17 protein-coding genes and 1 tRNA gene are annotated in these 18,851 nt (G+C 51.0%); 11 read left to right on the top strand and 7 right to left on the bottom strand.

Translation table 11 applies throughout. The features are described 5' to 3' along the window. Positions 1-25 precede the first annotated feature (25 nt). Positions 26-646 (top strand): response regulator transcription factor, encoded by a 621-nt coding sequence (locus AACH41_RS07715; protein WP_194748431.1) that lies wholly within the window; start codon positions 26-28, stop codon positions 644-646. 104 nt (positions 647-750) lie between these two features. On the opposite strand, the gene AACH41_RS07710 is transcribed toward AACH41_RS07715, so the two are convergent. Both AACH41_RS07710 and AACH41_RS07705 read right to left on the bottom strand, forming a co-directional pair. After that, on the bottom strand, positions 751-1,650 hold the full coding sequence (locus tag AACH41_RS07710) for a DMT family transporter (protein WP_338654228.1): 900 nt from the start codon (positions 1,648-1,650) through the stop codon (positions 751-753). A gap of 26 nt (positions 1,651-1,676) precedes the next feature. Continuing rightward, complete coding sequence (locus AACH41_RS07705; protein ID WP_338654224.1) at positions 1,677-2,828, bottom strand: aromatic ring-hydroxylating dioxygenase subunit alpha; 1,152 nt, start codon at positions 2,826-2,828, stop codon at positions 1,677-1,679. Positions 2,829-3,102: 274 nt separating this feature from the next. Between AACH41_RS07705 and tal the strand changes: the two genes are divergently transcribed. The 3 genes from tal to hxlB all read left to right on the top strand — a co-directional run bounded on the left by tal (position 3,103) and on the right by hxlB (position 5,503). After that, entirely contained in the window at positions 3,103-4,056 is a 954-nt protein-coding gene (gene tal / locus AACH41_RS07700; RefSeq protein ID WP_194747660.1) for a transaldolase, read from the top strand. Between the two features lie 172 nt (positions 4,057-4,228). After that, entirely contained in the window at positions 4,229-4,861 is a 633-nt protein-coding gene (gene hxlA, locus AACH41_RS07695; protein WP_194747659.1) for a 3-hexulose-6-phosphate synthase, read from the top strand. A gap of 105 nt (positions 4,862-4,966) precedes the next feature. Then, on the top strand, positions 4,967-5,503 hold the full coding sequence (gene hxlB / locus AACH41_RS07690; protein WP_091470596.1) for a 6-phospho-3-hexuloisomerase: 537 nt from the start codon (positions 4,967-4,969) through the stop codon (positions 5,501-5,503). Positions 5,504-5,549: 46 nt separating this feature from the next. Here hxlB and AACH41_RS07685 read toward each other — a convergent pair whose 3' ends face one another. Continuing rightward, positions 5,550-6,257, bottom strand: a complete 708-nt coding sequence (locus AACH41_RS07685; protein WP_338654205.1) for a HisA/HisF-related TIM barrel protein — start codon at positions 6,255-6,257, stop codon at positions 5,550-5,552. Between AACH41_RS07685 and AACH41_RS07680 the strand changes: the two genes are divergently transcribed. From AACH41_RS07680 to AACH41_RS07665, 4 genes are read left to right on the top strand one after another with little or no spacing between them, the layout of a single operon-like run. Then, on the top strand, positions 6,252-7,328 hold the full coding sequence (locus AACH41_RS07680; RefSeq protein WP_338654202.1) for an ATP-grasp domain-containing protein: 1,077 nt from the start codon (positions 6,252-6,254) through the stop codon (positions 7,326-7,328). The genes AACH41_RS07685 and AACH41_RS07680 overlap by 6 nt on opposite strands. Beyond that, entirely contained in the window at positions 7,315-8,373 is a 1,059-nt protein-coding gene (locus AACH41_RS07675) for a hydantoinase/oxoprolinase family protein (RefSeq protein ID WP_338654199.1), read from the top strand. Before AACH41_RS07680 ends, AACH41_RS07675 begins: the two co-directional genes overlap by 14 nt. Next, positions 8,355-9,809, top strand: coding sequence for an aminodeoxychorismate synthase component I (pabB, locus tag AACH41_RS07670; RefSeq protein WP_338654196.1), 1,455 nt, complete (start codon positions 8,355-8,357; stop codon positions 9,807-9,809). Before AACH41_RS07675 ends, pabB begins: the two co-directional genes overlap by 19 nt. A 16-nt stretch (positions 9,810-9,825) precedes the next feature. Further along, on the top strand, positions 9,826-10,491 hold the full coding sequence (locus AACH41_RS07665) for a hypothetical protein (protein WP_338654193.1): 666 nt from the start codon (positions 9,826-9,828) through the stop codon (positions 10,489-10,491). Between the two features lie 20 nt (positions 10,492-10,511). On the opposite strand, the gene AACH41_RS07660 is transcribed toward AACH41_RS07665, so the two are convergent. The 4 genes from AACH41_RS07660 to AACH41_RS07645 are packed head-to-tail and all read right to left on the bottom strand — an operon-like array spanning position 10,512 to position 16,438. Continuing rightward, on the bottom strand, positions 10,512-13,643 hold the full coding sequence (locus tag AACH41_RS07660; RefSeq protein ID WP_338654190.1) for an efflux RND transporter permease subunit: 3,132 nt from the start codon (positions 13,641-13,643) through the stop codon (positions 10,512-10,514). A 36-nt stretch (positions 13,644-13,679) separates the two neighbouring features. Then, positions 13,680-14,744, bottom strand: a complete 1,065-nt coding sequence (locus AACH41_RS07655) for a hypothetical protein (RefSeq protein WP_338654188.1) — start codon at positions 14,742-14,744, stop codon at positions 13,680-13,682. Then, positions 14,741-16,159 (bottom strand): TolC family protein, encoded by a 1,419-nt coding sequence (locus AACH41_RS07650; protein WP_338654186.1) that lies wholly within the window; start codon positions 16,157-16,159, stop codon positions 14,741-14,743. Before AACH41_RS07650 ends, AACH41_RS07655 begins: the two co-directional genes overlap by 4 nt. A gap of 42 nt (positions 16,160-16,201) precedes the next feature. After that, complete coding sequence (locus tag AACH41_RS07645) at positions 16,202-16,438, bottom strand: hypothetical protein (RefSeq protein ID WP_194747649.1); 237 nt, start codon at positions 16,436-16,438, stop codon at positions 16,202-16,204. Positions 16,439-16,583: 145 nt separating this feature from the next. On the opposite strand from AACH41_RS07645, the gene AACH41_RS07640 reads away from it, so the two are divergent. The 3 genes from AACH41_RS07640 to tig all read left to right on the top strand — a co-directional run bounded on the left by AACH41_RS07640 (position 16,584) and on the right by tig (position 18,848). Further along, a tRNA-Leu gene (locus AACH41_RS07640) sits at positions 16,584-16,668 on the top strand. A 159-nt stretch (positions 16,669-16,827) separates the two neighbouring features. After that, a complete protein-coding gene (locus tag AACH41_RS07635; protein WP_338654183.1) occupies positions 16,828-17,202 on the top strand; it encodes a RidA family protein in 375 nt (124 codons plus the stop codon). A gap of 335 nt (positions 17,203-17,537) precedes the next feature. Continuing rightward, positions 17,538-18,848 carry a trigger factor gene (tig, locus tag AACH41_RS07630; protein ID WP_194747645.1) on the top strand — a complete coding sequence of 437 codons (1,311 nt, stop codon included), beginning with the start codon at positions 17,538-17,540 and terminating at the stop codon, positions 18,846-18,848. Positions 18,849-18,851 lie beyond the last annotated feature (3 nt).

Raw genomic sequence — 18,851 nt, 5'->3', positions numbered from 1 at the left:
AGGGGAGACAAGTGTGATTAGTGTAATGCTGGTGGATGACCATGCCGTGGTCAGGATGGGTTTTAAAATGTTGCTGGAGTCCGACCAGGATATCAAGGTGATTGCTGAGGCTGAAAGCGGCGAGGCAGCCATCAAGGCCTATCAGGAGCATCATCCGCAAGTGGTGGTGATGGATATCACCATGCCTGGTATCGGCGGCATGGAGGCGATTGAGCGGATTCTCGCCAAAGACAGCCACGCGCGTATCCTTGTACTGTCTGCACATGAAGACTCCGTGCATCCCAAGCGCGTGCTAAATGCCGGTGCGATGGGCTATGTCACCAAACGCAGTGCGGCGGAAGAGTTGATCAAAGCCATCCGCAGTGTGGCACAAGGCAAAAAGTATCTTGAAGCCAGCGTGGCCCAGCAAATGGCGATTCAGCAATTATCAGGTGAGCAAAATCCGGTCGATGTGCTCAGCGAACGTGAGTTTGAAGTGTTTATGTCGCTGGCGCGAGGCAAATCCACCAACGAGATTGCTGAAACCTTGTTTTTGAGTCCGCGTACCGTGGGCACGCACCTGTATAACATCAAACAAAAACTCAACGCACAAAACTCTGCCGAGATTGCGCTGATTGCCATGCGTTGTGGCTTGCTGGAGCCATAAGCGCTCAATTAAAACCAGCTTAGGTCTTTAATAAAAAGTCATTCTTAGCAATAAGAATGACTTTTTTATTGCACTTTGGGAGAGGGTAAGGCCTTGGGATGGCTTTAAGCGCGGCTGCGGGTACTTAAAACACCAAAGGCGATAATCAGCAGCATGCCTGCTGTTTCAAGCAGACTCAGGGCTTCTGCCCAGAAGAGCATCCCAAGCAGGGTGGCAAAGACGATGGTGCTATAAGCCATGCTTGCCACCGTCAAGGTGTTGCCTGTGCGGTAAGCGCGGGTAAGCGCCAGTTGGCTCAGGGTTGCCGACAGGCCGAGACCGCACAATAATGGCAGGTCTTGCCAGCGTAGGGGGGTGACATGGTCGATCAACATCCAGCCGCCACTGGCAATCGTGCACAACAGTGTGAAGTAAAAGACGGTACGCCAGTCGGGTTCGCCTTGTATCCCCAGTTGTTTGACGTGGACATAGGCGAGCGCTGCCCCAATGCCTGAGAGCAGGCCGACGCCTCCGGCCAGCCATTGCTCGCGATGGAATGTGGGTTGCAAGAGCAGGCAAATGCCAATAAAGCCTCCCACCACGCATAGATTAAGCCTCAATCGCTGTTGGCGCGTCAGTGGCTGGTCACCTGTGAGCAGCCAGGGGGAGAGCAGGGCGAGGAACATAGGTGAGGTGTAATTGAGTGTAATGGCTGTGGCCAGCGGTAAATGCGCGATGGCATAGAAAAATAGCAGCAAGGCCGTGAACCCCACGCCGGCCCTGCGTAACTGCATATTGAGTAGTGGTGTTTTTATCTGCTTGCCTTGACCATAAACGATGGCGGCAATCATCACAAAGCCAAAGGCTGAGCGGTAAAACACCAGTTCACTGGTGGTGAAGCGTGCTGCGCCTGCTTTGACAAATGCGCCCATGATGGCAAACCCCAAGCCTGCCAGCAACATCCAGTAGCTACCCAGCTGCCAATGTTTGGGGTGCCAGGAGCGTGGGGAAGGTGGTTTTTTCAAGCGGAAACAGTAAGATGGATGTTCGGTTAGCGTGGCAAGTGGGCGGGTAGATGCGGTTCCATCTGGCGGCGATACCATTGATGGAAGTGTTCCAGTCCTGTTTCCATCGGGTGCTGATAGGGGCCACGCTCATCTTTACCTAGCAGATACAAGCCTTTGCGGCCATCCTGCATACGCTGGCAGATTTCTTTGTCTTCTACTGCGGTTTCAAAATAGGCCGCTTGCTGCGCTTTGATATACTCACGTTCAAACAGCGCAATATCTTCTGGATAGTAAAATTCGACCACGTTTTTGCAGGACTCGACGCCGGTCGGGATGATGTGCGAGACGACCAACACATTGGGGTACCACTCGATCATCAGGAAAGGATACATGACGAACCAGATGGCGCCGTATTTAGGCGCGGTGCCTTGCTGGTAATCGGTGACCGTTTGTTGCCAATGCTTGTAGACTGGCGACAGGCTGTAATCTGGCAGTGGTTTGTAGCCCACGGTTTGTACACTGTAGTGTTCGCCAAATTCCCAGTGCAGTTCACCACAATCAACAAACTGGTTCAGGCCAGGGTGGAAGGGGCCTACATGATAGTCTTCCAGGTAGACTTCGATAAAAGTCTTCCAGTTGAAATCATAGTGATCCACAATCGCCGAATCAAAATAATAGCCGGTGAAGTCAAAGTCTTGCTTGCAACCAAGCGTTTTTAACACCTGGCTAATCTCCAGACCTTTTTGTTTGGCGGTGGTCTCGTTCGCTTTAAAAAGCAGGCCTTGCCATTCTGTCAGGGATTGTTTTTCAAGGTGCAGGCAAGGGGTTTGCTCAAAATGCGGGGCGCCGAGCAATTGTCCGCTCAGGTCGTATGTCCAGCGATGCAACGGACATACGATATGTTGCGTATTGCCTTGTCCATTGAGCATGACTGCTTGCCGGTGACGGCAAATATTGCTGATCAGTTGAGGCGTGCCTTGCTGGTTGACCAAGGCCACAGCGTCGTGCATCCAATCCAGCGCCCGGTAGTCTCCGGCATTAGGCACCATGCGCGTATGCCCTAAGTATTGTGGCAGCAAGGAAAACAAATGCGCCTGCTCCAGCGCATAGATTTCCGGGTTGAGATACCAGTCTACGGGTAATTGTGCGAAGCGAGTCTGATGGTGTTCTTTGTTTAAAGAGGTGACAGAGCCCATATGCCCAACGGATAGATTACTTGCAAAAAAGGTGAATTGTGCCCGAAAAGGGGGTAAATGAAAAGTCAAAGCGCCTTTATTCACTGTAAAAATCCGGCTCAATCATTTGATTTTAATCAAAAAAATACGCGTTGTGTGTGAGGTGGGCCTGGCCCCGGGGCTTATCCAAGGCCAAAACGAGGCTTAACCAACTCAAATAAATTCAGTTATAATGTTCGAGGTTTTTGTGTATAACAATACGTAAACGATAATTGCAATTTTTAGGAGCAATCGAATGGCAAATTTATTAGATCAGTTGAAAGCAATGACAACCATCGTGGCTGACACTGGTGATGTTGAAGCAATTAAAAGTGTTAAACCTGTGGATGCAACCACAAACCCATCTCTGGTGTTGAAGGCTAGCCAAATCCCTGAATACGCACCATTGATTGACACTGCCATTGCTTATGCTAAAGCACAAGGCGGCTCTAAAGAGCAACAAATTGAGAACGCAGCGGATAAATTGGCTGTGTTGATTGGCGCTGAAATCACTAAAGTGGTTCCAGGCCGTATTTCTACAGAAGTGGATGCACGTCTGTCTTTCAATATCGACGCCATGGTTGCTAAAGGTCGCAAATTGATCAGCCTGTACCAAGAGTCTGGCATCAGCAAAGACCGCGTATTGATCAAACTGGCTTCTACCTGGGAAGGTATCAAGGCCGGTGAGATTCTGGAAAAAGAAGGCATCCAGTGTAACCTGACTTTGCTGTTCGGTTTTGGTCAAGCCCGTGCTTGTGCTGAAGCTGGCGTATTCCTGATCTCCCCATTCGTTGGCCGTATCCTCGACTGGTACAAAGCGAAAAACCCAGGCACTGAGTACACACAAGAAACTGACCCAGGTGTGGTTTCTGTGCGCGCGATCTACCAGTACTACAAAGAACACGGTTACAAAACCGTGGTAATGGGTGCTTCTTTCCGTAACACTGGCGAGCTGATTGCCTTGGCTGGTTGTGACCGTTTGACCGTGTCTCCAAACCTGCTGCAAGAGTTGGCTGCAACTGAAGGTACATTGACTCAAGTGTTGAAAGATGGCGGAAAAACCAAAGAAGTCCCTGCCAAATTGACAGAAGAGCAGTTCCGCTTTGAATTGAATCAGGATCCAATGGCGACAGAGAAATTGGCTGAAGGTATCCGTGGTTTCGTGGCTGACCAGAACAAACTGGAAGCTGCATTAGCCGCAAAACTGTAATATCGCCATGCGATAATGCACACGGGCAGATCACTGCCCGTGTGGCTTTTAAGTCAGGCATAAATTGGCCTGCAACATTGACTTATTTTGGCTGCGAGCTTACTATGGGCGACCAGCTTGAATTGGTAGTACGCTAGCAATAGCATTTAAATTTTAACTTTTGGAGAAAAACATGGCATTAACACAAATGGCATTAGACTCATTGGATTTCGACGCAACTATCGCTTTGGCAGAAAAAGTTGCTCCACACGTTGACATTCTGGAAATCGGTACACCATGCATCAAGCACAACGGTATCAAATTGCTGGAAACTTTGCGTGCTAAGTTCCCAAACAACAAGATCCTGGTTGACCTGAAAACTATGGACGCTGGTGAGTACGAGTCTGAGCCATTCTACAAAGCTGGTGCTGACATCTGCGTAGTTTTGGGCGTATCCGACATCGGTACAATCAAAGGCGTAATCAAAGCTGCTAACAAATACGGCAAAAAAGCTCAAGTTGACCTGATCAGCGTTGAAGACAAAGTTGCTAAAACTAAAGAAGTTGCTGCTGCTGGTGCACACATCATCGGTATCCACACTGGTTTGGACCAACAAGCTGCTGGTCAAACTCCATTTGCTGACCTGGCTGCTGTTGCCGGTTTGAACCTGGGTGTTGACATCTCTGTTGCTGGTGGCGTTAAAGCTGCTACAGCTGCTCAAGTACGTGACGCTGGCGCGACTATCATCGTTGCTGGTGCTGCTATCTACGGCGCTGCTGACCCAGCTGCTGCTGCTGCAGAAATCACTGCTATCGCTCACGCTTAATTCATTTAAGCATCAATAAGCAATTATTGATTAGCGATCATAAAAACCCGACCCAGTAATGTGTCGGGTTTTTTATTCAATTTTATGTTTACACAGGATTTAAAAATGGATCATCAACAATTTATTCTGGACAACCTGAAACGCATTCTTGACGTGACCGACAAATCAAAAGCAGCTGAGCTGCTCAAGTTGGTTGATGAGGCAGGTTCTACGTTCATTGGTGGCGCAGGTCGCTCACTGCTGGTCTCACGTTTCTTTGCCATGCGCCTGGTACACTCCGGTTACAGCGTTTACATGATCGGTGAAGTAGTGACTCCAGCCATCAAAAAAGGTGACTTGCTGGTATTGGTTTCTGGTTCCGGTGGTACAGCGACGTTGCTGCCATTTGTGAAAAAAGCCAAAGAAGTGGGCGCAAAACTGGTGGTTATCTCCATGAAGAAAACTTCTGCCATGGCAGATGTGGCTGACCTGGTGATTCAAATTGGTCAGGATGACAGCTTCCCACTGGTCAAAGGCATGCCTATGGGTGGTCAGTTCGAGCTGTCGACCTTGGTATTCCTTGAAGGCGCGATTTCTGAATTGATTCATGCTAAAGGCCTGACAGAAGAAGGCATGCGCGCATTGCATGCAAACCTTGAGTAAGTGTTTAGGCTTGGCCTATAAAAAACCGGTCGTATGACCGGTTTTTTTATGCGCCCCATTTGGATAAATCATGTGCTGTGAGTTGCTTTTGATGCAGCGCACTGGCGATCAATACGCCGCTGGCGCCTGCCTGCGATAAGGTTTCAATATCTTGCGCATCACGTACGCCACCAGCGGCATATAAAGCTTGTTGCGGATGCTGCGCTTTGAGCGTGGCCAGTTGTGTATGGTCTGGGCCGCGATTTGCCCCGACCTTGGGCAAGCTCATGACGATGGTGGGGTGTGTCCATTGCTGTGGCGCTGAGAGCAGTTGGGTGGGCCCATGAAAGCCATCTTGGAAAAAGTCCAGCGAGAGTAGGCTGTTTGGGCACGTTTGCCGCATTTGTGCATAGGTTTGATCATCTTGCATAGACTCACTGGCCAGAATAGGGGTGATGCGGGCAGATTGCCAAGGAATCAGCTGGTCGGCGGTTTGAAAACCTGCGTCTATCCACCAGGCTAATTGCGGGAACTCGACCATCGCCTGCTGGATCAAGGACAGGTGGTTCGGCAACGTGCCTTGGCCAGTGATGGCATTTAAATCTGCAATATACAGGCAGTCAAACGGATAAACTTGTAAAATAGCTGCCACGATATCGATCAGGGCATGGCTCTCCGTCAGTTGCGATTGAATAGGACGGTAGTGCTGGCGCTGGCCTTGTATGGCCTGGACCACCTGGCCATGCATCAAATCGATGACGGGAAGAATATGCAAAATAGCACTCGTTTCAAAATCTGGGTTTGTGAATACATCAGCGCCGGCGGCTTGGTTGCAGAAGCCTTGCCTGCCAGTTTGCTGCAGGAAGGGCTGTTGATGCGAGACGCCCTATTGGCAGACCTGGCTGCGCTGGGCATGGATTGTATCACTAGCCATGACTACCGCGTGATGCCGCCTGCAATGGCGCAGAGTGTTGCCATACAGGCGCATGAAAATGCGCATTCGGTATGGCAACAGCAACTCGCTGAGCAGGACATTGATGCCTGTTGGGTGATCGCACCCGAAACGCAGGGGATTCTGCAAGCGTTGTGTCATCTGGTGCAAGACATGGGTATTCCATGGGTCGGATGCACGGCACAGGCTATTGCCGACACCACCAGCAAGGCATGCATGGCTGAGCTTTGTCACCAGGCCGGTGTGCCAGTGGTGCCACACGTGATGTTGGCTGAACTGACCACATTTGAATCGCTGTCCTGGTATGCTCAGGGGCAGTTGCATGGCTGGGTAGTGAAACCTGATGATGGCGCGGGTTGCACTGCAACATATTACTTTAAAAAAGATTCTGAACTGATTGAATTTAAAAATAATTTAATCAATAATTCCTTGCTGAGTCAGACGCAGTTTTTGCTACAGCCCTATGTGCCAGGCATCGCCTTGAGCATGTCAGTGGTGGCTACCGCTAACGAGGTAAAAGTGATCGCTGCGCATCGTCAGCAGGTGGAAATCGTCAACGGTGAATTTACTTTTAACGGGGCTGGCGTAAATGAAGCGACGGATCAGATCCTCGCCATGCAGCGACTGGCCGAGCAAGTCCATCGCGCGATCCCGGGCCTGATCGGTTATTGGGGGGCGGATATGATTTTGAATGCTGCGGGCGCCTTGGTGCTGGTTGAAATCAATCCACGATTAACCACTCCGTATATTGGATTGTCGAGGATAATGAACAGCAATCCGGCAGGTGTCATACTGCAGGCAGTATTAAACAATCAGTTACAAGCAGACGTGGCTAGCAGCTCGCTAAGACTCACGCTGAACACATTGCAAGAGGGGGGATATGACCAGGTCTAAACCTGTCATTGGATGGGATATTGGCGGTGCGCATGTCAAAGCGGTGATGCTGGATACACAATCGCAGGTACTCAACGTTTCACAGCAGGCATGCGCTTTATGGAAAGGCCTGCCGCGATTGGAGGAGGCCATCAAGCAGCTGTTGCATGACTGGCAATTGTCGGCGGACGAATGCGATCATGTCATTACCATGACCGGCGAGTTGGTGGATTTATTTGAAAATCGGGCACAAGGCGTACAAGCAATTGCGGAAACGGTCCATCGCTATTTGCCAGCCGCCAGATTTTATCAGGCCACAAAGCGTTCAGGCGTGACCTTTACCGACAATGTGACAGGCCAGGCGGAAACGATTGCATCGATGAATTGGCATGCCTCAGCACAATGTCTGGCCATGGCCTTGCCTGATGCCGCGATGGTTGTGGTTGATATCGGCAGTACGACTTGCGATCTGACACGATGTCAGCAGCAACAGGTCTTGCCCTCAGGCTGGACAGATGCCGAACGTATGCGGCAATCTGGGCTCTGTTATACCGGTGTCGTCCGCACGCCGCTGATGGCGCTTGGGCCATTTATTGAATGGCAAGGTGCACAGCGCCATATCGCTGCCGAGTATTTTGCCACCACGGCGGATGTCTACCGTATTTTGGGCGAGCTGCCGGCCAGCGATGACCTGGCAGACACGGCGGATGGTCAAGGCAAATCGCTGTTAGAAAGCATGCGGCGCATCGCTCGTATGGTTGGGCATGATGTCGAATCAGCCGAGGACAACCTCTGGCAGTCTCTGGCGCAGGCGTTTAAAGCAGCGCAGCTCACCTTAATCAAGCACAGTATTCAGGCAGTGATCGCGCAGGGACAAGACCGACCGCAGACCTTGGTGGGTCTTGGTGCGGGCAGTTTTCTGGTCAGCCAATTGGCTGACGAATTGGGGATGAAGTACTACGCTGCTTCTACTGTGGTAGAGGCCGCTGAGGCAAGTTTAAAAAAGGATGCAGAGGTATGTTTTCCGGCCTATGCAGTGGCGAGGTTATGGCAGCAACGACATTGAATACGCTGACGCTCCCGTATGCTGAAGGCATGCATTGGTTCAAGCAGGTGAGAGACCTCACTTGGCCCATGTTGCTTGAAAGTGGGCAGATTGAGAAAACAGATGCAGTCGCGACCGTGGATGAAGAGATCAGCCTGGGGGCGCGCTTTGATATTGTGGTGGCTGCCCCTGTGGCGAGAATAATTCATCGGCATCCGCACACAGACGTGCTGGTTGATGAGCAGCGCACCCGCACGGAAGAAGATCCTTTCAAAGCCATTCAGCAATGGTTGCTCTCCCATCCTGTTGAACGTACCCCTGAGGTTCCGTTTGCAGGGGGCGCCCTCGGCTATTTTGCCTATGACTTGGGTCGCAGTATTGAAAACATTCCAGTGATGGCACAACAGGACGTGCCGTTGCCAGAGATGATGGTGGGCATTTATGACTGGGCGATCATCGTGGATCACCATGCACGGCAGTGCAAGCTGGTTTCGCATTTACGCTATCTGGATCAAGCAGGCCTTGAGCAACTGCATGCCAGGTTGCTATCCGTGGCGCCAGAATGCAATAGCGTACCATTTGAAGTCGTCGGCAACGTAGAGGCCAATCTGGATCAAGCAGCTTATGCTCAGGCCTTTACACGCGTCAAAGATTACATCCGTGCCGGGGATTGCTATCAGATTAACCTTGCGCAGCGTTTTGCCGTGGAGGTGCGCGGTGACGCCTGTCAAGCGTATGATCATTTCCGGCAATTGAGCCGTGCGCCTTTTATGGCGTTGATGCAAGTGGAGGACGGGGAGGGGTTGCCTGTTTCGGTCCTTTCCATGTCGCCTGAGCGTTTTTTGCAGGTGGTGGATCAACAGGTGGAAACGCGTCCGATCAAAGGCACTCGTCCGCGTCACCTCGATGCTGAGCAAGATGCAGCGATTGCCCAGGAGTTATCCGGCTGTATCAAGGACCGCGCCGAGAACCTCATGATTGTTGATCTGTTGCGCAACGATATCGGCAAGGTGTGTGCCGTTGGGTCGGTGAAAGTCGAAGCGTTATTCAAATTGCAGCGATTTACCAATGTGCATCATCTGGTCAGCATCGTTCGTGGTCAGCTGGCCAATGGGTTTCATGCGCTGGATTTGCTGCGCGGTTGCTTCCCTGGCGGCTCTATTACTGGTGCGCCCAAGTTGCGTGCGATGGAAATTATTGAGGAGTTGGAGCCGCATCGGCGTGGGATTTATTGCGGCAGTATCGGCTACATTGGCTTTGATGGTTGTATGGATACGAATATTGCGATTAGAACGGCGGTCATTGCCCAAGACCGCATGACGTTTTTTGCCGGCGGTGGCATTGTCGCTGATTCGGATTGCGCCAAAGAGTATCAGGAAACCTTTGACAAGGCGTCGCAGTTCTTCAAGCTGGTTGCGGCATTTAAAACAAAAAACGAATGGTCAGCAAAAAACTAATGTTCAGGAAGATGCGATGTGGGTGATCAAGCTAGGGGGTAGCGTGACCCACTATGATAGCCTGATGCAATGGCTAAAGCTGGTGGTGCGCTGGGGGGATGGTAAGGTGATCATCGTCCCCGGGGGCGGTGTGTATGCTGATGCGGTACGTGAGTTCCAGCGCTTGCGGGCGACGATGCCTGAGGGACATATCGATGACAGTCAGGCGCATGCGCTGGCAATTTACGCCATGGATCAAATGGCACGTAGCCTGGTAGCGATGATGCCCGCGCTAACCCTGGTGCGTAATCCCTTTGAAATTGCCGAGCGTGGCTGGCAACACCGTGGCCTGGTCTGGTTGCCGAGTGAAATGGCATTAAACCAGGCATTTGCCACGGAATATCCGCTGCCGCACAGCTGGGACGTGACCTCGGATAGCCTGGCCGCGTGGTTGGCTTTGCAACTGGATGCTTGCCAGTTGTTGCTGGTGAAGTCTGATGAACGCTTGCTGAGCCTAGACCAGGCGCTGACATTGCCACAATTGCAGGAGATGGGCATGATAGACACCGGAGTTACCGCGCTCCTCAGGCTGGCGCGGTTTAAAACCCGGGTGGTGCATCAGAGTCAATACACACTGTGCGAGCACGGCTTTGATGCCAGCCATTTTGATCGTTGTGGCGTGACGAGTATTTCAACTGCGTAATGCAGGTTTAGCCAGGCACATTACTGAGGGGCTGTCTGCTCAAATTTGCCAAAATGCAGCATGATCGTGGGCAGAATCAGCAAATTAAGAATTGTTGAAGACACCAGCCCGCCGACAATAATGGTCGCCATCGGGCCCTCAATCTCCCGCCCGGGTTCGCCGCTGCCAATGGCGAGCGGGAGTAAGCCTAACGCTGTTACCAAGGCGGTCATCAGCACCGAAGGCAGCCGTTCTGAGGCGCCACGAATGCAGGTCTCCAGATTCCATTCACAGCCCTCATGATCCACCAGATGCTGGAAGTGCGATACCATCATGATGGAGTTGCGCAACGTGATGCCAAACAAGGTGACGAACCCCACCAATGTGCCTACCGAGATCCAGCCGCCACTAAAAAAGGTCACCACTACGCCGCCAATCAAGGCAAAAGGCAGATTGGCAAAGGCTAGCAGGAGGTTACGCAGCCGGCCAAACGCCATGTACAGCATGAGAAAAATGGCGATGCCAGCGACCAGCGAATGAACAATTAGGTCCTGACGCGATTGCGCGTTAGCTTCAGCCTCACCCGAAAATTCAAGATAGTTGCCGGGATTGAGTGTCATCTTTTCATGTAAAGCGCTTTGTATCTGTTTAAGCAATAATGTCTGGTCACGCCCGGCCATATTGGCGGTGACAGTTTGGATGCGTTTGGCACCTGAATGCAGGATTTTTGACCGTCCACCTTCCTGCGCAACATAAGCGACATCAGACAGCTTGAGCATCTGGCCTTCGGGGTTGAAAATAGGCAGGTTGCGCATATCGGCGATATCGTCGCGTGCGGCATCATTGAGCAGCACGCTGACACCGACCGCGCGATTGCCAATGTAAACCTGGTTGACAGGCACCCCTTCATAGCAGGCTTTAACCGTCTCCAGGACGTCCATAGGCTGCAACCCCCACAATGCCAGTTTTTCCTGCTTGAGCCGAATCACAATCTCTGGCGTTTCAGGTGGGGATTGCACCATGACATCTCGAATGCCGCGTATCCCGGCCAATACACTGGCGACTTTTTGCGCATCCCTGTCCAGGGCATCCAGGTCCTGGCCGTAAATATTAATCACCAAGCCAGCGGCGTAGCCCGAGATGGTTTCTTCAATCCGCTCGGTTAAAAACGTATTCATGGCAAAATTGGCGCCGACAAATCCCACTTCCACTTTACCGTCATCCTCTTCGTCCGTGGATTCGCCAGCCAGCTCCTCTCGGATGGCATGAAAAATACGCTCCTGCTCAGCGCCGGGCAAGGTGCCAGTCTCGACCTCAAACTCGCTGTAGTGTGTGCCAAACGTATCTGCTGCATTCGGGGCCCGGCCTACCCATTGGGCGACCGTTTTCACTCCGGGGATTTCCAGCAGCGTTTTAGTGACCTGATTGCCCAGCTTGAGTGACTGCAGCTCTGAGGTCCCTGGCACGGTAGTCATGTGCAATACGTAGTGCCCTTCGTGCAGGGAGGGAATAAATTGGCTCCTGAATAAAGGCAGCAGGGCCAGGCCGAGTGCAATACACACAAAGCTGCTCAGCAGAATGAGCTGATAATGCTGTTCAATGCGGTGGAGCAGGGCGACATAACGGTGCTTGAGCCAGTGTAATAAAGGTGATTCTTGCGCATCTAAAGGCGCTTTCGCCAGCAACAGATAACAGAGTGCAGGGGTAAGGGTGAGGGCGACGAATAATGAGGCTAAGATGGCAGAAATATAAGCGTAGCCCAATGGCGCAAACAATTTTCCTGCTACCCCTGTCAAGGTCAGCAACGGTAAAAATACCAGCGCGACAATCATGGTGGCGTAGACCACCGAACTGCGCACCTCCATCGAAGCTTGAAAAACCACGGTTGTCACAGGTTGTGGCTGTGCAAGCTGGCGGTTTTCGCGTAGGCGGCGGAAAATATTTTCCGTATCAATAATGGCGTCATCCACCACTTCGCCCAGTGCAATCGCCAGCCCCCCCAGCACCATGATATTCAGACCTGCACCACACTGGTAGAGCACCACAATGGCGGTTAGCAGTGACAAGGGAATGGCCGTGGCGGAAATGACGGCCGTACGCACGTTGAACAAAAATACAAACAAGACGGCGATGACCAGTATGGAACCAATCAATATATCGGAGCGCAGGCTGTGAATCGCCGTTTCAATAAAGTTGGCCGGGCGGAACAGGCCGGTGTGCAAGGTTGCTTGCGCGCGTTGCAAGCTGGGCTGTATCTCTGCCAGTTTTTGCTCCAGCTGTTTGGTGAGGGCGTATACGTTGGCCCCCAATTGCCCTTGCACCGATAGATAGACGCCCACCTTGCCATTGATCGCCGCACTGCTAATGGAGGGGGCCGCACCTTCTGCGACTTCGGCCACATCGCTGATGCGAATGGTCCGGCCAAGTTTGCGGAGCAGGGTGATGTGTGCGAGTTGCTGTGGTGTCGTGGTTTGCCCTTGCGTATTCAGAATGAGGCGCTGATTGTCATTTTGGATAAACCCGGCCCCTCTGACTCCAGTTGCGCGGGAGGCTGCATTGACGACATCTTGCACATTCAGCTGGTATAGCATCAATTTGCGCGGATCAATCTTGATTTGAAACTGACGCACTTGTCCGCCATAGACATTGACATCAGCCACGCCAGGTATGCTCATCAAATGCGGAGTCAGTTGCCAATCGACCAGGGTCCGTAGCGCCATCAGCGACAGCGTCTCCGAGGTAATACCCAGCCCGAGAACGGTACTGGCGGACGAGGTCAGCGGAGTCATTTTGGGAATAATGCCTGCAGGTAGCAGATTGCCCAGCATGTTCAGGTGCTCCGCAACCATTTGCCGATTGCGGTATATGTCTGACTTGTCCTGGAAAACGACGGTGACGATGGACAAGCCTGGAATCGACTGCGAACGTAAGCTTTTGATGCCTATCGATCCGGAGAGCACGTTTTCAATCGGTTGTGTCACCATTTTTTCTACCAGGCTGGCGGACAATCCCGGCGATTCGGTTTGAATCACCACCTGTGTTGGCGCAAACTCTGGAAAAACATTCAGATCACTTTGCTGCAGGCTATAAACACCATACAGTACTACCAGCAGGGCCAGGCCGATGATGACACCGTAAAAGCGGATGGAAAATCTGACTAGGGCTGCCATCATGGTTTGAAATCTCTATTTTTTTCAAACAGTTGCAGATTAATCTTCATTTTCATTCTTGATCTGAAATTTGAACTCTTCCGACAACAACAACTGTGCACCATGGGTGACGACTTCTGTGCCGGGCGTTAAATGGGTGTCGAACCAGCCGTGCTCGAGTTCAATATCAGAGGCCACCGGTTTGCGCAAAAAGGTATCTGGCTGGGTCTTGATGTAAATCCAGGCGATGCCCCCGTGCCAGGCAATCGCCTGGTTAGGCACCAGTACGCCCTTGAGTGATTTTGACGAGGCCTCGGCCGGAACCACATTGACCCGCATGCCTACCCGCAAATAATCGGCGGGCGCACTGTAAAAATAGGTTTTTCCGATATTGCTGATATCGGTTTGGATCGATTGCGAAACAAACTCTGCCCGGATGGGGGTGACTTCATCTTGAATTGGGGTCAGATAAACAACGGAGTCGGTGGCTGGTGCCTCATAATTCAACGGAAAACTGACTTGTACCAGTACTTTTTTTTGCTTGATCAAGTCATTGAGCGGGCCTTGCGAAGGTTGCTGGGTGATGAGGGTAGCCAGCGGTTTGCCCCATTGTGCCACGATGGTGTCTGTGAGCGCCCTGAGTTGCTCTTGCGTGGTTTTGATATGCGTCTGGTCGCTAATCATCACTGACTGCGCTTCTTGTAGTGCCTTGTCAGAGATATTTTTGTCGTCTTCGTTCAGTTGCTTGTAACGCTGGTATTGCAGTTGATGGTTAGGCAACATGTTTTCAGCCAGTGCCAATTGTGACTTGAGTAGCTGGTATTGGCTGTTGTAGTCCACCAGTGTCTGGATCGAGATCACTGAACCCAGCACCTTGATATTGCCATGATATTGATAGGCTTGCAGAGGCTGCACCTGGATGCCACTGTTTTTTTGCGTGGCTGCATTCAATTTGACCACTTGCAACCCATTTTGCTCGCTTACTCTTGAGGGGCCTTCAATGGTTTCATCTCCGTCATTCTGGACGGATTCATACTCGTCGCGACCGAGAATGGCAACGCACCATATCAGAACCACAATCAGTAAAACCTGAACCACAATAATCCACAGCGCTTTTTTATTCATTTGGCTGTTGCCTTTTGCTGTTGTTTTAGGGTGACCACCGGGCGCTGTGACAGCGCGATGGGTGTTTGCATTACGTTCTCAATCTCTTGCAATGCCCGCATGACATTGGCCTGCTGCAAAATGAGCCGTTGCTGCGCATTGTAAAATTGAATTTCGGCTTGCAAGTATTCCACTTTGTCGATCAGCCCTTGCCGCCACTGTTTTGCAAGCTGGGCTTTTCTCTGCATTTGCTGTTCATAGGTTTGTGTCAATGTGACCAGCAAATGCGCGCTATCGCGGTATTTGACATGCACCTGCTCTGAAGATTGAATCACCTGATGCTGTAAGGCATAAAATCGCGCAGCTTCATTCAGTCTCACTTGCTCGGCTTGTGCCCACAAATCCGAATTGCGGTTGAGCAGGTTCAGCATGGTGCTCAATCCCAATGACCAGATTTTATCGCCATATTCATACATGATGCCGGGGCTGAGCGAGAGGTTGGGGTAGCGCTTGGCCATCTCCAGTTTCAGTTGCGACTCAGCCTTGGCATATTGTGCTAAGCCGCGTTGAATGTCCATGCGGTTGGTCAGCGCATAATGTTGTATGGTGGTCGCATCGGCATATACCGCTGCATGCGCAAAGCGCTCCTTGAGAATTTGGGAAAGCTGGACTGGCGCCAGTTTAAACAGCGGGTTGTTTTGTGTGGTCAGTCCGGCATCATGCAAGATTTTCTGCTCGGTCTGTTTGATTTGAACACTGGTTTGTTGCAACTGCCAGGCTGACTGGTCACGCTGCAAACGAATCGGCAGCACGTCAGATTGCCCTGCGACTCCCACATCCAGCCGTTTCTGGTAAGCATCCAGCAATTGATCCTGTGCTGTTTGCAATTTGCTCAAGTTTGCCTGCATGGCTTGCTGCTCTGCCAGCAAAATCAAGTCTACGCTCAATTGCTGCCTGAGCATCCACGCCGTTTCCGCGATCTGTATTTTGGCGATGTCTGCCTGATATTGCGCGATTTCAATGCTGATTTGTCGCTTGTTAGCAGTAATTAGCGGGATACTCACTTGCAGGCTGTAAGCCCAGGGGCTGATGTCACCATTGGCCTGGTTGCTATGCGCTAACTGGCTGTTCAAGCCGACTTGCGGCCGGAGTCCGGCACTGGTGATGCTGGCGAGCGCAACTGCGTAATCGGATTTTGCAACTTTAAGGGCTGGATGAAAATAAAGCGCAGATAAGGTCAGGCTATCCAAATCCCAGGTCTGGATAGGCCAGGCGGTCTGGGGTGCATTGCTTAGAACAAACGTCTTGAAGCCATCTTCATCCGGCACCGCTTCATGGATGGTGGTAATGTTTTCTTGTTGAGGAATCGGGTGTGGCTGAAAAGCAGTGCCGCAAGCAGTCAGTAACCATGGAAAAGCAAAAGCTAGCAGACGCATCACATCTCAAGCCCGCATGTCAGACATGCACTTCACCAGAACTTAGTTGACGATGGTCGCGTGAACAGCGTCCAGCGCGTCTTGTAACAGGTCTTCTGGCAGCTGATTAATGGTCGTGGCCAATAAATCAGCGGCTTCCACCGTGCGAATTGGCAAATCCGGTGTGTTGAGTTCTGCAATGAGTCCGGCAGCCACCCCGGTGATTTTGAGCAAAATTTCACGCTCTCGCATCAAGAGCTCAAGTTCCGCTCTAAGCATGTTTTCTTCGGCTGAATGCATATCCTGTCCTATAACAACGTTTTTATGATGATTAATCTGGCATCTTGCAGTTGAACGGCTGGCTTGTCAATCTGAACTCGGCAAGTTTGTGAAAGCTGATGCAATTAGGGTATAATATCGAATTGTCAGCGAACGATGGCAGTATGCGAAAGTGGCGAAATTGGTAGACGCACTGGATTTAGGTTCCAGCGCCTCGCGGCGTGAGAGTTCGAGTCTCTCCTTTCGCACCACCTCACCCGATGGGGGAGGATACAAATTAAAGGCTTCCTTTGCGGAGGCCTTTGTTGTTTTTGGCGGCCGTTCAATGGTCATGATAGAGCGGCCTAAGCAAATGATCTGGATTGATTTGAGCGAGTCATCTTTGAATGACGCTCTGAAAGGAACGAAAAATGAATATTGTACAAACAGCGAATGCACCAGCCGCGATCGGGCCTTACGCACAAGGTGTTGTCGTCGGGAATATGCTTTATACCTCAGGGCAAATCGCCTTGCGCCCGGATGGCACGCTCAATGATGGCGATATTGAGACCCAGACGCGTCAAGTACTATCCAATTTGCAGGCTATTATCGAGGCTGCAGGGGGCAGTTTGCAGCAAGTTGTGAAAACAACCGTGTTTCTCAAGAATCTGGATGATTTTGTGGCGATGAATCAGGTGTATGCCGAAGTGTTTGGCACGCACACCCCGGCACGCTCCACCGTACAAGTGGCCAAATTGCCGCGCGATGTATTGGTTGAAATTGAGACGATTGTTGCACTTGCATAAGATGTTGAGTAAACATTGCTGAGTTAGGCCGCTTGCAATTAAAGTGCTTAGCCCCATCTTCGATTCATGTAGTGAGTATTTCGCATTTTGATGGGGTTGTCGTTTAAAAGTACAGTGTCTTTAGCCATGTGTTGTGCGCAGTTGCGCTAAACTGGCTTTAAGTTTATTTCAATTCAGACTTGTGTTATATTTTTACGCTCTTTTTTCATCATTTGATCGCCGGCCTCTGCCTTTAGAGTGTGGTCAGGTTGTGTGAAAACATTATTAAATGCGCATTCAATGGCGTTCACTTACATAACCCATCGTTAAATAACGATTTTTACAGGAAGTTCAGCATGGCAGCAGTATCTGTTGAAACAGTCAGCAACTTGGAACGTCGCATGACAATCAAAGTCCCTTTGGCACCGCTGGAAGGGCAAATCAGACAACGTTTACAGCAAATTTCACGTACCGCCAAGTTTGCTGGTTTCCGTCCGGGCAAAGCGCCCATGGGTTTGGTCAACCAGCACTACGGCAATCAGGTCCGCGATGAAGTGTACTCCAAAGCTGTAGAAACCAGCTTTGGTGAAGCGGTAGAGCAGAATCAGCTGCGTGTGGCAGGCTTCCCGAATATCGAGCATATTCCGTTTAAGGATGCTGCAGAGGAATTTGAATACATTGCTACTTTCGAAATTTTCCCGGAAGTGAAACTGGGCGATCTGAGCAAAGTCAAAATTGAGCGTCCAGCGTTGGAGTTGACCGATGCCGATGTGGAAAAAACATTGGATGTGTTGGTGAAGCAGCGCGTGAGCTATGAGCCGGTCAAACGCATGTCGAAAAAGGGTGACCGCATTAACATTACTTTGACCGCTTCTATTGATGGTGAGCAGGTTGAAAGTACTGGCGACCGTGGTATTGATCTTGTGATCGGTGAACCAGGCCGTGTGAAAGAATTTGACGATGCGTTGATCGGTGGCAAAGCTGGTACCGAAAAAACATTTGAGATCACTTATCCGGAAGATCACAATCCGGCGCAGTTGGCAGGTAAAACTGTGTCTTATGCGGTGAAGTTTGTTTCTGTGTCGCAGCCAGTCTACCCTGAAGTGGATGCTGAGTTTGCGAAAAGCCTCGGGGTGGAAGATGGCAACATCGACACCATGAAAGCTGAAATCAAGCAAAGCCTTGAGCAAGAAGTAGATAAACGTATCAAGGCACGGGTTAAAGAGTCTGTCTTCCAGGCCTTGGTCGATGAGAGCAGCTTTGAATTGCCTAAAGCGGTGATTGCGGCCGAGACTAATCGTTTGATGCAGGTTGCTGCACAAAACCTGCGTCAGCGCGGTGTGGATCCGGCACAAGTGCCTATGGAGCCTTCTGTGTTTGAAACGCAGGCACAGCGCAATGCCAAGTTGCGTTTGGTTTTAACTGAGTTGGTCAACACCAACAACTTGCAGGCCAATGCCGATCAGGTACGTGCGATGGTAGATACTTTCGCGCAAAGCTTTGAGAAACCTGAAGAGCTGGTCAACTGGTATTATGCAGATGTGAAACGTCTGGATGAGCCAGCGGCCTTGGCGACCGAAGAAAATGTTGTTGCCTGGGTGTTGGAAAAAGCCAAAGTAACAAACAAAAAAATTAAATTTGATGAATTGATGATGGCAGGTGCTTAAACC

Origin of the sequence: Methylophilus sp. DW102 (assembly GCF_037076555.1) — a bacterium.
Lineage (GTDB): Bacteria > Pseudomonadota > Gammaproteobacteria > Burkholderiales > Methylophilaceae > Methylophilus > Methylophilus glucosoxydans.
This window is presented reverse-complemented; position numbering and strand designations above follow the sequence as displayed.

What these genes read in the sequence shown, in the direction of transcription:
- hxlB (WP_091470596.1), top strand. Translation starts at nt 4,967, where the DNA reads ATGGATCATCAACAATTTATTCTGGACAACCTGAAACGCATTCTTGAC.
- AACH41_RS07680 (WP_338654202.1), top strand. Translation starts at nt 6,252, where the DNA reads ATGCAAAATAGCACTCGTTTCAAAATCTGGGTTTGTGAATACATCAGC.
- AACH41_RS07650 (WP_338654186.1), bottom strand. Translation starts at nt 16,159, where the DNA reads ATGCGTCTGCTAGCTTTTGCTTTTCCATGGTTACTGACTGCTTGCGGC.
- AACH41_RS07675 (WP_338654199.1), top strand. Translation starts at nt 7,315, where the DNA reads ATGACCAGGTCTAAACCTGTCATTGGATGGGATATTGGCGGTGCGCAT.
- AACH41_RS07655 (WP_338654188.1), bottom strand. Translation starts at nt 14,744, where the DNA reads ATGAATAAAAAAGCGCTGTGGATTATTGTGGTTCAGGTTTTACTGATT.
- AACH41_RS07715 (WP_194748431.1), top strand. Translation starts at nt 26, where the DNA reads ATGCTGGTGGATGACCATGCCGTGGTCAGGATGGGTTTTAAAATGTTG.
- AACH41_RS07635 (WP_338654183.1), top strand. Translation starts at nt 16,828, where the DNA reads ATGAATATTGTACAAACAGCGAATGCACCAGCCGCGATCGGGCCTTAC.
- hxlA (WP_194747659.1), top strand. Translation starts at nt 4,229, where the DNA reads ATGGCATTAACACAAATGGCATTAGACTCATTGGATTTCGACGCAACT.
- AACH41_RS07645 (WP_194747649.1), bottom strand. Translation starts at nt 16,438, where the DNA reads ATGCATTCAGCCGAAGAAAACATGCTTAGAGCGGAACTTGAGCTCTTG.
- AACH41_RS07665 (WP_338654193.1), top strand. Translation starts at nt 9,826, where the DNA reads ATGTGGGTGATCAAGCTAGGGGGTAGCGTGACCCACTATGATAGCCTG.
- AACH41_RS07660 (WP_338654190.1), bottom strand. Translation starts at nt 13,643, where the DNA reads ATGATGGCAGCCCTAGTCAGATTTTCCATCCGCTTTTACGGTGTCATC.
- tal (WP_194747660.1), top strand. Translation starts at nt 3,103, where the DNA reads ATGGCAAATTTATTAGATCAGTTGAAAGCAATGACAACCATCGTGGCT.
- AACH41_RS07705 (WP_338654224.1), bottom strand. Translation starts at nt 2,828, where the DNA reads ATGGGCTCTGTCACCTCTTTAAACAAAGAACACCATCAGACTCGCTTC.
- tig (WP_194747645.1), top strand. Translation starts at nt 17,538, where the DNA reads ATGGCAGCAGTATCTGTTGAAACAGTCAGCAACTTGGAACGTCGCATG.
- pabB (WP_338654196.1), top strand. Translation starts at nt 8,355, where the DNA reads ATGGCAGCAACGACATTGAATACGCTGACGCTCCCGTATGCTGAAGGC.